The organism is Janthinobacterium sp. TPC_1, assembly GCF_056037845.1.
In genome coordinates this window covers 2,611,011-2,623,405 of the sequence record NZ_CP195157.1, presented here as the reverse complement: position 1 = coordinate 2,623,405, position 12,395 = coordinate 2,611,011, and the positions used below count along the sequence as shown (strand labels likewise).

General features: G+C 61.4%; 11 protein-coding genes and 2 pseudogenes. 9 read left to right on the top strand and 4 right to left on the bottom strand.

Annotated features, from left to right (window positions below):
• The first annotated feature begins 68 nt into the window (after positions 1–68).
• The 8 genes and pseudogenes from ACQVLG_RS12865 to ACQVLG_RS12830 all read left to right on the top strand — a co-directional run bounded on the left by ACQVLG_RS12865 (position 69) and on the right by ACQVLG_RS12830 (position 8,196).
• A complete protein-coding gene (locus ACQVLG_RS12865) occupies positions 69–1,226 on the top strand; it encodes a carbohydrate kinase family protein (protein ID WP_474294901.1) in 1,158 nt (385 codons plus the stop codon).
• A 3-nt stretch (positions 1,227–1,229) separates the two neighbouring features.
• Positions 1,230–2,162, top strand: a complete 933-nt coding sequence (locus ACQVLG_RS12860; RefSeq protein ID WP_474294899.1) for a pseudouridine-5'-phosphate glycosidase — start codon at positions 1,230–1,232, stop codon at positions 2,160–2,162.
• 92 nt (positions 2,163–2,254) lie between these two features.
• Positions 2,255–3,157 carry a LysR family transcriptional regulator gene (locus ACQVLG_RS12855; RefSeq protein WP_086140167.1) on the top strand — a complete coding sequence of 301 codons (903 nt, stop codon included), beginning with the start codon at positions 2,255–2,257 and terminating at the stop codon, positions 3,155–3,157.
• Positions 3,158–3,536: 379 nt separating this feature from the next.
• Positions 3,537–4,531, top strand: a pseudogene (locus tag ACQVLG_RS12850) (BMP family lipoprotein).
• 81 nt (positions 4,532–4,612) lie between these two features.
• Entirely contained in the window at positions 4,613–5,320 is a 708-nt protein-coding gene (locus tag ACQVLG_RS12845; protein ID WP_474294897.1) for an ATP-binding cassette domain-containing protein, read from the top strand.
• Positions 5,317–6,144, top strand: coding sequence for an ATP-binding cassette domain-containing protein (locus ACQVLG_RS12840; RefSeq protein ID WP_474294896.1), 828 nt, complete (start codon positions 5,317–5,319; stop codon positions 6,142–6,144). Before ACQVLG_RS12845 ends, ACQVLG_RS12840 begins: the two co-directional genes overlap by 4 nt.
• The gene (locus ACQVLG_RS12835) at positions 6,141–7,220 is read left to right on the top strand and encodes an ABC transporter permease (protein ID WP_474294894.1); all 1,080 of its coding nucleotides are present in this window, start codon (positions 6,141–6,143) and stop codon (positions 7,218–7,220) included. The genes ACQVLG_RS12840 and ACQVLG_RS12835 overlap by 4 nt, the downstream gene beginning before the upstream one ends.
• A 4-nt stretch (positions 7,221–7,224) precedes the next feature.
• Positions 7,225–8,196 (top strand): ABC transporter permease, encoded by a 972-nt coding sequence (locus ACQVLG_RS12830; RefSeq protein ID WP_086145100.1) that lies wholly within the window; start codon positions 7,225–7,227, stop codon positions 8,194–8,196.
• A 51-nt stretch (positions 8,197–8,247) separates the two neighbouring features.
• Here the strand turns inward: ACQVLG_RS12830 and ACQVLG_RS12825 are convergent, their stop codons facing one another.
• Together ACQVLG_RS12825 and ACQVLG_RS12820 are read right to left on the bottom strand one after the other, a co-directional pair.
• Positions 8,248–8,619: a DUF4406 domain-containing protein gene (locus tag ACQVLG_RS12825; protein ID WP_474295640.1), complete on the bottom strand. Its 372-nt coding sequence runs from the start codon at positions 8,617–8,619 to the stop codon at positions 8,248–8,250.
• Positions 8,620–9,203, bottom strand: a pseudogene (locus tag ACQVLG_RS12820) (NUDIX domain-containing protein); the annotation flags it as partial.
• 75 nt (positions 9,204–9,278) lie between these two features.
• Between ACQVLG_RS12820 and ACQVLG_RS12815 the strand changes: the two are divergent.
• The gene (locus ACQVLG_RS12815) at positions 9,279–10,043 is read left to right on the top strand and encodes a DeoR/GlpR family DNA-binding transcription regulator (RefSeq protein WP_474294892.1); all 765 of its coding nucleotides are present in this window, start codon (positions 9,279–9,281) and stop codon (positions 10,041–10,043) included.
• Positions 10,044–10,078: 35 nt separating this feature from the next.
• Here ACQVLG_RS12815 and ACQVLG_RS12810 read toward each other — a convergent pair whose 3' ends face one another.
• Together ACQVLG_RS12810 and ACQVLG_RS12805 are read right to left on the bottom strand one after the other, a co-directional pair.
• Positions 10,079–11,149, bottom strand: a complete 1,071-nt coding sequence (locus ACQVLG_RS12810) for a S1/P1 nuclease (RefSeq protein ID WP_474294890.1) — start codon at positions 11,147–11,149, stop codon at positions 10,079–10,081.
• A gap of 8 nt (positions 11,150–11,157) precedes the next feature.
• Positions 11,158–12,387, bottom strand: a complete 1,230-nt coding sequence (locus ACQVLG_RS12805; protein WP_474294888.1) for a phospholipase D-like domain-containing protein — start codon at positions 12,385–12,387, stop codon at positions 11,158–11,160.
• Positions 12,388–12,395 lie beyond the last annotated feature (8 nt).

Below are 12,395 nucleotides of genomic sequence, written 5' to 3'. Positions count from 1 at the left end.
CGAGCTTGACACCACAAAGACAAATGTTTACAGTTTCGGACAAATGTTTAATCCTTCAGCGAAAACCTGTGACCGATACCAATAAAAAAGACCAGCTGTACACGCTGATCCGCAACAATCCCTTCATCTCGCAGCAAGACCTGGCGAGCGAACTGGGCTTGTCGCGCTCGGCCGTCGCCGGCCACATCGCCGGGCTGATCCGCGAGCGGCGCCTGCTGGGACGCGCTTACGTGCTGCCCGACAGCCGCCCCGTGCTGTGCATAGGCGCCGCCAACCTCGACCGCAAGATGCGCACCCTGGCTACCCTGCAGATGGGCACCTCGAATCCCGTGCGTTCGGAAGAAGTGTTTGGCGGCGTGGGCCGCAACATCGCGGAAAACCTGGCCCGATTGTCGATTCCCGTCGCCCTGCTGACGGCGCTGGGCGACGATGCGGCCGGCCACGCGCTGCAGACGCACGCGGAAGACGCGGGCATCGACATGCGCGGCAGCCTGCACCTGAGCAACACCAGCAGCGGCACCTATACGGCCGTGCTCGATGAACATGGCGAAATGCTGCTGGCGATGGCCAACATGCAACTGTATGAACAGCTGACGCCCGCCTTTTTGCACAGCCGCCAGCCGCAGCGCGCCGCCGCCGCCCTCACCGTCTGCGACCTGAACCTGGGCCACGATAGCGTGCAGGCACTGCTGGCCGATGCGCGCCAGGATGCTGCCCGTGCGACGCCGCTGGTCATCGTCGCCGTCTCGCAGCCGAAGATGGCGCACCTGCCGCAAGACCTGACGGGCTTGCACTTGCTGATCCTCAACCGGGGCGAACTGGAAACGCGCGTGGCGCGGGCCTTGCCAACGGCGTTTGAGGTGCGCGCCGCCTGCCGCGAAGTGCAGCGCCAGGGCGCGCGCCAGGTGATCGTCACCTGCGGCGGCGAAGGCGTGTATTTCACCGATGGCGACAGCCTGGACGCGCCCATCGTCCACCTGGCCGCGCGCGAAGTGGACGCCGTCGACGTGACGGGCGCCGGCGACGCGTTTTCCGCCGCCGTCTGCTGGTCGCTCTACCACGACAGCAGCGATTTGAAACTGGCATGCCGGCGCGGCTTGAAGCTGGCGGCCATGACCCTGGAATCGGCTGCCACCGTCTCGCCCCAGATTTCGGCCGGCGCCCTCGACGATATCGACGACGCCGACCTGGCGCCGCCTCCCCCTACCCTCTTTCAACAGGATTGACACATGACGCAACTGAATAACTTCCTCTCGTTCTCGCAAGAAGTCCTCGACGCGCGCGCGCCCGCCGGCAAGGCCATCGTGGCGCTGGAATCGACCATCATTTCGCACGGCATGCCGTATCCGCAAAACGTGGAAATGGCGCGCGAAGTGGAACAGATCATCCGCGACGGCGGCGCCGTGCCGGCCACCATCGCCATCATCGACGGCAAGATCTGCGTGGGCCTGTCGCCGGAACAGCTGGAATTGCTGGGCACCTCGCCCGACGCCATGAAGGTCAGCCGCCGCGACTTGCCATTCGTCTTGTCGCAGCGCAAACTGGGCGCCACCACCGTGGCCGCCACCATGATCTGCGCGGAACTGGCCGGCATCGCCGTGTTCGTCACGGGCGGCATCGGCGGCGTGCACCGCGGCGCGGAAACGAGCTTCGACATTTCCGCCGACTTGCAGGAACTGGCGCAAACCTCCGTCGCCGTCGTCTGCGCGGGCGTCAAATCCATCCTCGACATCGGCCTGACCCTGGAATACCTGGAAACCCATGGCGTGCCCGTCATCAGCGTGGGCCAGGAAGGTTTTCCCGCCTTCTTCACGCGCGAAAGCGGCTTCAAGGCCGATTTCCGCCTCGACACGGCTGAGGAACAGGCCGCCTTCATCGGCACCAAGTGGCAGCTGGGCTTGAAAGGCGGCGTGATCGTCAGCAACCCCGTGCCCGCCGCGCAAGCGATGCCGAAGGAAGAAATCGATGCGATCACCACGCAAGCGCTGCAGGAAGCGGACGCGGGCGGCGTGAAGGGCAAGCAAGTCACGCCTTTCCTGTTGTCGCGCATCAAGCAACTGACGGATGGCCGCAGCCTGGCGACGAATATCGCCCTGGTCAAGCACAATGCGCATGTCGGCACCGCGCTGGCCATTGCCATGCAGGCTGTCGTGGCACGATAATAGGACTGCCATAAAAAAGCGCGCAGCCTTCAGGCTCGCGCGCCGTTCCCGCGCTTAGGTTTTCGCTTAGTATCAGGTAATGCAAGGAAAGCATGTCCATCGATCTGAAACAGTTAAAGTATTTTCTTGCCGTTGCCGAGGAGAAAAGCTTCAGCCGCGCCGCCGAGCGCCTGCATATCTCGCAGCCGCCCCTGAGCCAGCAGATCATGAAACTGGAAAGCGAACTGGGCGTTCGCCTGTTTGCGCGCACCACGCGCACCTTCGAGCTGACCGTGGCGGGCAAGGCGCTGATGAACGAGGCGGCCGAACTGTTGGCCAAGATGCGCATGACCATCGACACCATCCGCCAGATCGACCGCGGCGAAGTGGGCCGCTTGCGCGTGGGCATCGTCGGCTCGGCCATGTGGGGCCCCATCCCCAGCCTGCTGGAAGAATTCCAGACCAAATTCCCCCGCGTCACCTGGACCATCCATGAATTCGGTCCCACGGTGCAATATGAAGCCTTGCGCGCCAAGCAGATCGACGTGGGTTTCTGGCGCGAACCCAAGCTCAATGACGACGACTTGCGCCACGACAACCTGCGCCAGGAACTGTGCTTCCGCGAAAACGTCTGCGTGGCCGTCAATGAACACCATCCACTGGCGAAAAACACCGCCATCGAGCTGATCGACATCGCCCACGAGCCGATGCTGACCCTCAACCTCGACAAATCCGCGTTTCCCCGCTACCTGGTGCAATGCTGCATCAACGCGGGTTTCGAACCCGTGATTTTCCAGGAAGCGAGCGAACCGCAAACCCTGCTGGCCATGGTGGGCGCGGGCCTGGGCGTGACCCTGGTGCCGGAAACGACGAGCCGCATCGGCTGGCCCGGCGTCGTCTTCCTGCCCATCAAGACGAATCCGCCGTCGGCCAACCTGTACATCAGCTACACGACGCTCGATGACGCTCCCGTCGTGCGGGCTTTCCTGAATATCATCAATCCCCCATCAGCCTGACAGGCCATTTATATGCGCCGCATATAAATACATAAACAAAAACGTATTTGTCATACATATCTGGCATGATGCATAGTGATTCGGACGCCCATCGCGGCGCCGGTTCCGTGCTTGCCCAGCCCGTCCACTGACGGCGCATCCCAGCCCGCTCCGGCAGCCCCATTCGATGTTGTACCTATAAAAGAGACGGGGCGCGACTGTTGCATGAGCATCACACTGTCGACATCAAAGCAGTCGAGGCCAGCAATGATCTTGTGCAATACAGTGCAATGTTGATAAGGAATTATCACCTCGTGCATCAAAAACAGGCTAAATCGGCCCCAAATTATATGTTTCACCTATAAAAAATATACAATATCGATCTTCCAGGAGCCAATTCATGAAACTTACACAATTTAGTTTGACGATCGCAGCCGTATTTCTGACTGCTCAAGCGTCCGCGGCTACCCCAAAACTGGGTGTCGTGTATGACGCGGGCGGCAAGTTCGACAAGTCGTTCAACCAATCCGCTTTCGAAGGCGCCTCGCGCTTCAAAAAAGACACGGGCATTTCCTTCATCGAAGTCCAGGCATCGAGCGATACGCAAGCCGAGCAAGTCATGCGCGGCCTGGCCCGCAAGAAACTCGACATGATCGCCGCCATCGGCTTTGCGCAAACGCAAGCCGTGCAAAAGGTCGCCAAGGAATTCCCGAACGTCAAATTCGTGCTGATCGATGGCCAGGCTGCCGGCAGCAACGTCAATTCCGTTGTCTTCAAGGAAGAAGAAGGCTCCTACCTGGTGGGCGTGGCTGCGGCCATGGCCAGCAAGAGCAAGAAGGTCGGCTTCATCGGCGGCATCGATATTCCCCTGATCCGCAACTTCGCCTGCGGCTACGCGCAAGGCGTCAAGGCCGTGAATGCAAAAGCGGAAATCACGCAAAACATGGTCGGCACCACGTCCGGCGCCTGGAATGACCCGGCCAAGGGTGGCGAACTGGCCCGCTCGCAATTCGAGCGCGGCGTCGATGTCGTCTTCGCCGTCGCTGGCGGCAGCGGCATGGGCACCCTGCAAATGGCCAAGGAAAAAGGCAAGCTGGCCATCGGCGTCGATTCGAACCAGAACCATTTGTATCCAGGCAGCATCCTGACTCGATGGTCAAGCGCGTCGACAACACGGTCTACGACAGCTTCATGGAAGTCAAGAACGGCACCTGGAAAGGTGGCGTCAGCTATAAAGGCTTGAAAGAAGGCGGCGTGGATTGGGCGCTCGACGCGAACAACCGCAAGCTGATTACGCCGGAAATCGAAAAACGCGTGTTGGGTGCGCGTAAGGACATTATCGATGGCAAGATCAAAGTGATCGATTACCGCGTCGGCAGCAGCTGCCCGGTTTAATTTTTCTCCGTATCTTTTAGCGCGCCGCCGGGGCCTGTCTCCGCGCGGCGCGTTTCCATGAAACTATCCAGTTATGAACCTATGCAGCCAGCAGTAGAATTTCGCAGCATTTCCAAGCAGTTTGGACATGTGAAGGCGAACGCCGACGTCAGCTTCTCCATCGCCAAGGGCAGTATCCACGGCCTGGTGGGAGAGAATGGCGCCGGCAAATCGACCTTGATGAGCATCCTGTACGGGTATTACCGTGCCGACGGCGGAGAAATCTTGCTCGACGGTAAAGTACAGCCTATCCGCAACAGCCAGGAAGCGATCAACCTCGGCATCGGCATGGTGCACCAGCACTTCATGCTGGTCGAAAACTTCACCGTCCTCGACAATATCATGCTGGGCACGGAAGGCGGTTTCCGCCTGGCCAGCCACCGCACGGAAGCGGAAGCGAAATTGCGCGAGATTTGCGCGCGCTACCGCCTCGACGTCGACCCGCTGGCGAAGATCGAAGACCTGTCCGTCGGCGCGCAACAGCGCGTGGAAATCCTCAAGCAGATTTACCGCAGCGCCAATATCCTGATCCTCGACGAGCCGACGGCCGTGCTGACGGCCCAGGAAACGGCCTCGCTGTTTGAAATCTTGCGCTTGTTCAAGGAACAAGGCAAGACCATCATCTTGATCACGCACAAGCTGCAAGAGATCCTGGAAATCACCGACAACGTCACCGTCATGCGCGGCGGCACGGTGGTGGGCGCCGTGGCGACGCCGCCGGCACCTCGAAGGAAGAACTGGCCAACATGATGGTGGGCCGCCCCATCCAGAGCCACTTGCCGCGCGCACCGTACAATCCGGGCGCCACGGTGCTGGAAGTTGACGGTTTGCAACTGGCTGACGAGCAGCAGGTCAAATTGCTGGCCGACATAGGTTTCAACTTGCGCGCCGGCGAAATCGTCGCCATCGCGGGGGTCTCGGGCAATGGCCAGAGCGAACTGCTGGAAATCCTCTCGGGCATGCGCTTGCCGACGTCCGGCAAGCTGCGCTTCCTGGACAAGGACTTGCCATTTGCCAAGCGCCACGATGCCGACGGCTTGCCGCTGGCCTTCCGCGAACTGGGCATTGCCCACATTCCGGAAGACCGCTTGCGCGATGGCGTGGTGAAGAATTTTTCCGTCATGCAGAACACCATCCTCGGTTACCAGGATCACCTGAAAAACCGCTGGGGTTTGTTCAACTTCAAGGCCATCGGCGCCCGCTGCGCGGAATTACTGAAGACTTTCGACGTGCGTCCGGCCAATCCGGATCTGCGCATCGGCTTGTTGTCGGGCGGTAACCAGCAAAAGGTGGTGATCGCGCGCGAAGTACTGGCCAAGCCGAAACTGATGCTGGTGGGGCAGCCCACGCGCGGCGTCGACATCGGCACCATCGAAAGCATCCATACGCAATTGCTGGCCCTGCGCGACGCGGGCGTGGCGATCCTGCTGGTGTCCGTCGAACTGGAAGAAGTGCGGGCGCTGGCCGACCGCATTCTCGTCATGTGCGGCGGACGCATCACCGGCGAACTGAAAATTGAAGAATTCGATACCACCCGCATCGGTCTGTTGATGGGGGGAATGCATAAATCATGAATAACGACTTGCCACGCTGGGCGACAGCCTTTGTCATGCCCATGTTAAACCTGCTGTCGGCCTTGCTGGTCGCCGCCCTGGTGATTTATATGCTGGGCGAAGACCCGGCCGAATCGCTGTTGATCCTGATCAACAGCGCCATCCTCAATCCGGAAGGCTTGAGCTACACCCTGTTCTACGCCAGCACCTTCATCTTCACGGGCCTGTCCGTTTCCGTGGCGATGCAGGCCGGGCTGTTCAATATCGGTTCCGAAGGCCAGATGTATATCGGCGGCCTGGGCTTGACTGTCGCCATGCTGGCTTTCGACCAGACCCTGCCCGCCTGGCTCCTGATTCCCGCCGCCATGATCGGTGCGGCCCTGTTCGGCGCATTATGGGGCTTCTTGCCCGGCTACCTGCAAGCCAAGCGCGGCAGCCATATCGTGGTGACCACCATCATGTTCAACTTCATCGCCGCCAGCCTGATGAATTTTATTATCGTAAAGTACCTGATTCCGCCGGGCGAGCAGAACACGGCCAGCCGCGTGTTTGCGGAAAGCGGCGAAATGCCGCGCCTCTCCACCTGGTTCCCGTCGCTGGGCGACACGCCGCTGAACATCAGCTTTATCCTGGCGATCGCCGCGCTGGTCATCTATGGCGTGATGGTCTGGCGTTCGTCGTGGGGCTTCAAGCTGCGCGCCACGGGCCTCAACAAGCACGCGGCCCACTACGCAGGTGTGTCGATCAGCAAGATGATCATCATCGTCATGCTCATTTCCGGCGCGCTGGCGGGCCTGGGTTCCGTCAATTCCATCATGGGCTCGACGCACTACCTGTCGCTCAACTTCGTCGGTGGCGCCGGCTTCATCGGCATCGCCATCGCCCTGATGGGCCGCCAGCACCCGGTCGGCATCTTCCTGTCGGCCGTGCTGTTCGGTGCGCTGATCCAGGGCGGATTCGACCTGTCGCTGGAAAAACCGAATATCCCGACGGAAACTTTCATTTTCATCCAGGGCTTGATCATCCTGTTCTGCGGCGCCATGGAAAACTTCTACGCACCGGCCATTTCCGCTCTGCTCAAGCGCACCAAAGGCTAACACCATGACACTCGACGACTTTCATTTCGCCAGCATCCTGGTATCGACCGTGCGCAATGCGCCCGTCCTGATCTTTGCCGCCATGGCCGGCCTGTTCGCCGAACGCAGCGGCATGATCGACATCGGCCTGGAAGGCAAGATCCTGGCCAGCGCGTTTGCTTCCGCCGCCGTGGCCTACACGACGCAAAACCCGTACTACGGCATGGCTGCCGGCATGCTCGTCTGCGTCGCGCTGGCCCTGCTGCAGGCGTACGTCAGCATCACGCAAAAGGGTAATCAGCTGGTGGCCGGCATGGCCATCAACATCGCCATGAGCGGCTTGACGTTTGTGCTGGCACAATTTTTCTTCCAGCAGGGCGGCCGCACGCCCGACCTCGGTTCGGCGCGGCTGTTCGACGTGGTCTTGCCGGGCACGCAGTACGTGGAACACATTCCCTTCATCGGCTGGGTGTATGCCCACCTGATCGGCGGCCATTCCATCCTCGTCTACGTGGCGTTCCTGCTGATCCCGCTCGTGCACTGGCTGCTGTACCACACGCGCTTCGGCCTGCGCCTGCGCGCCTGCGGCGAAAACCCGCACGCGGCCGACTCGGCTGGTGTGAGCGTGGAAGCGACGCGCTACCTGGCCATGCTGGTGGCCGGCATCCTGTGCTCGTTCTCGGGCGCGTATCTTGCCATCGTGCAAAGCGGCTTCTTCCTGCGCGACATGTCGGCTGGCGCCGGCTACCTGGCCCTGACGGCCATGGTCTTCGGCAACTGGCGCCCCGTCTACACTTTCCTCGGCTGCCTGATGTTCGGCTTCTTCGCCGCCATCCAGATCCAGATTGAAGGCGTGGACTTGCCCGTCGTGGGCCGCATCCCCGGCTCGCTGATCCAGATGGTGCCATACGTCGTCACCGTGATCGTGCTGGCGGGCCTGATGGCGAAATCCATCGCGCCGAAGGCGATTGGCATTCCGTTTGTAAAGTCTCGTTAAGCCTGGCTTTGACGTGGCGCAAAAAAGCGAAGCCCGCGGGCTTCGCTTTTTTTACGCCATTGGAATCTCGTCCGGTGAAAAAAATACGGCAAGGCCCAGGCTGCGCGCTACGTTGACCATCTGGTCTGCCCCAGCCGATGCGCCACCGAGGCGCAGCACGGCATCGCAATGGCTCAATAAACGCGTCGCATGCGCGTGAAACAATTCCTCGTACACGGCATCGCCCACCCCGGTTGAGCCTGCCAGCGCCAGCATCGGCAAGGCCAGCCATTCACCGAGCACAGGCATGTGTCCCTTTTCATACAACGGAAGGCAGGCGGCTTCCATGGCCGCCACATTGCGCGCCATCAAGGCCGGATCGTCGCCCGTGCCGGAACGATACGGGCCAGCCACTAAAATCTGCAGTCCCCTTTTGCGCGGCATCAAGTGCAGCTGCGCATGCTGCAGCAGCATGATGGTCTTGCCATCGCAGATGCGGCCATCGGCCACCATCTGCATGGCTTGCGCCAGGGGCAGTTCCAGCACTTCGATGTCTTCCCCTTCGTGCGCCAGGCCGCCGCCGTCGCCGATGCGGCTGGCCGGGTCGTTTCGGCCACGAAGAAATGCAAGCGCTCCGTCACGGAACCGGGACTCATGAAGGCCTGGAACACCTTGTGCACCTGCCCCACCCGGTAACCGGTTTCCTCTTCCACTTCGGCGCGGATGCGCTGCTCGGCGCTGGCTTCTTCCAGCAAGCCGGCGGCCGCTTCGATGAGGAAACCGTCGTGGCCCTCGCGATACGTGGGAAAGCGGAACTGGCGGATCAAAACCACCGTGCGTTTGACCTTGTTGTACAGCAGGATGGTGGCGCCATCGCCGCGGTCATAGGTTTCCCGCGTCTGCGTCTGCCATTCGCCATCGTGGCGCAGATAGTCGAACGTGGTCTTTTGCAGCAGATACCAGTCATGCGACAGGGTTTGCACCTGCTGGATGCGGACCCGTTCCTGCTTGCTATTTTCTTCGCGCATATCATCTCCTTGTGCTTGCGTTCGTCGACTTTATCATGCAAACTCGTGCAATATCAAGAAAATATAAGAAAAACCATGCTCACACATCAACGCAAACAATACCTGCTGGACTTGCTCCAGCGCGAAGGGCAGATCGTCGCCAAGGCCGTCAGCGACGCCCTTGGCTTGTCGGAAGACACGATACGGCGCGACTTGCGCGAGCTGGCGAAAGAGGGTTTACTGGAACGCGTGCACGGCGGCGCCCTGCCCTTGCTATCCAGCTCGCCAGCATTGGCTCCGTTTGCGGCCCGCGAACAGATTTCGCCGGAAGCCAAGCCCGCCATCGGCCGCGCAGCGGGCGCCATGATACAAACGGGGCAAGTGGCATTCATCGATGGCGGCACGACCGCCGTGCAGCTGGCGCGCCAGTTGCCGCGCGACTTGCGCGCCACCGTCGTCACGCACAGCCCGTCGATTGCCGTCGAACTGCTACATCACCCGTTCATCGAGGTGCTGATGCTGGGCGGGCGCCTGTACAAGCACTCGATCGTGGGCGTCGGCGCGGCCACCGTGGAAGCCATCGGCCGCATCCGCGCCGACCTGTATTTCATGGGCGTGTCCAGCCTGCATCCGCAAGCGGGCATCACCACCGGCGATTACGAAGAAGCGTGCGTGAAACGCGCCCTGAGCGAGGCCGCCGCACGCACCGTTGTGCTGGCGTCACCTGAAAAGTTCAACACAACCTCGCCGTTCCAAATCGCACCCTTGAGCCATATCAACGATATCGTCGTGCACCGCGACGTGGAAGACGCCCTGGTCGCCCCCTTCCGCGAGATGGGCATCGCCATCACCCTGGCATGAAAAAAGCGGCCCGCAGGCCGCTTTCGGATGACACCTTACTGTGGCCAGATCGCCTGCAGCACGGCAGCCAGGCGATAGCCCGCCTCGGTCAGCTGCTGCTTGGCCAGCGCCGAGCTGGGCACCGGGTAATTGTCCGGCACCGTCAAGCTCCACACATTATAGACATCGCCCTTGCGGCTGGTCTGCTGCGTGGCCGGTCCCGCCGCCACGTCCGTGAAAGCAAGCTTTGACGCCGCCAGCGCGGCATCGGCCCACTGATACGGCCAGGTGGCGGGGTCGCCGCTGTTGGCGCTCACCACAGGCACGCTGGCGATCACGGTGCGCGCGAACTGCTGCGGCGTGCGCGTGCTCAGGCGGCGCATGGCGTAATCGACCACGGTCGTATCCCAGTAGGAATGCAGGGGCCTGGTGGGCGACTTCGGATAGCTGCTGGCCGGCTTGGCCGCGCCATCGTCGGCCGGCAACGGCGCGGGAATCACGGCGTCCGACAGCGCCGTCATCTTCGCATCGTCGAGCAGCAAGTCGTTGCCGCCGCGCGCATTGAAAATGGCGACGTCGTCGATCTGCGCCTGTGTAGCGGGCACGAAGAACTGGCCATCCTTGCCGAGAAACGCATTGCCCACATGCAGGGGCTGGTGGATATCGCCCACCAGGTGCGTGATCAAAATCAAAGCTTCGCGCTGGCTGAAACCGTGCGGATTGCTGGCCGCATCAGCCTTGCCTTGCAACACCAGGATCGCCCGCTTGAGCGTCTGCACGATATCGTCGTCGGCCGTGCCCACGCCATGGTCATGATAGTGCGCATTCTGGAATGGCACGTTCGTGTAATGGTACTCGCCATGCTTGGGGTTCGCCGCGACATAGGTCAACATTTCCGGCGATTGCGGGCCGCAATACGTGCCCTTCACGCAGTCGGGCCAATTGGCGATCTTTTCCAGGCTTTCGCCCGGCAACAGCAATTGGGAGATATGCGCCTGGGCCGCGCTGCCTTTGAGCAATTGATCGGCAATGGCGCCCACGGCGCGGTGGCCGTCGTTGCCCCAGGCCAGCGCATTGCCGGAAGCGAAAGCGGCGCCCAGCGCCAGCACGCACAGTAATTTTTTCATGTTCACCATTACTCCTTGCCCTGTGGCGTGGCTTTCGCCGGCTTCGGATACTGCTTGTTGATGTCGATCGGCTGCGCATACGCCGAGCTCCACGTCTGCTCATGCAGCGCGGCGATGCGTTGCGCCATGGCGTCGTTGCGCAGCACCACTTCCAGGTTGCGCGACAAATCAAAATAGCCGCCCGCCCAGTTGCTCGTGCCGACCCAGGCCAGCTTGCCGTCGATGCTCATGGTCTTGCTATGGATCACGCGTGCGAACGGGATGAACCCCGTCGACGCCGCAGGAATCGTCACGATGCGGATTTCCACGTTCGGCAGCAGGGCCAGGCTTTTCAGGTAGGCAATGGCGGGCGCTTCCGTATTCCAGCTCGATACCATCAGCTTGATTTTCACGCCGCGCTGGGCGGCCGCGCGCACGGCGTTGTCGATCACGGCATAGTACGGCCGCGTGCGGTTCGGGCCGTAGGACAGCGGCGCATAGTCGAGCAACTGGATGCGCACTTCGTTTTTCGCTTCCGCCAGCAGGGCAGGCAAGCCCGTTTCCGAGTCGCCCACGCCGGCCGGGTTGTACGCGTTCGGGCTGGCCAGCAGGAAGGCGTTTTGCGCGTAATTGGCTGGCACCACCTTGCTGTTGAGCACCGTGGCGCGGCTGCCTTGCGACGTCAGCGCCTGGGCTTGCCAATCCTGTTCAAAAATCGCCTGCACCTGGCCCACCATGGCGGGCTCCGTGATCTTCAAGCCCGTTTCATGGATGTGCTCGAACGAGCGCCAGTCGAAGTTCTGGCTGCCGATGTACGCGACCTGGCCATCGACGGCCAGGTATTTTGCGTGCACGATGCCATTGCCCGTGATTTTATTGAAATCGATGAGGCGCAAGTCCAGGTTCGGGATCGCCTTGATGCGGGCGATGGTGGCCGCTTCCGACAGGCCCACGCCCTTCTGGTCCAGCAGGAAGCGGATCTTCACGCCGCGCTGGCCGGCGGCCGTCAGGCTGGCCAGCACCTTTTCAAAGGCCGTGCCCGGCTTGCTGACGGCATAGAACTGGGCGATGACGATCTCTTTTTTTGCACCATCGAACAGCTCGCTCCACACGGCGACGGGCTCGCGCAGGTCGGGATTGGTCAAGCTCGTTTCCACGGGCGAGGTGTGCACCAGCTCAAAGCCGGGAATGGTGAAATCGGCGTGGGCCGTGCCCGCGAACAGGGTAGTGACGAGCAGGGAAACAGATAAACGACGCATGGTTATTC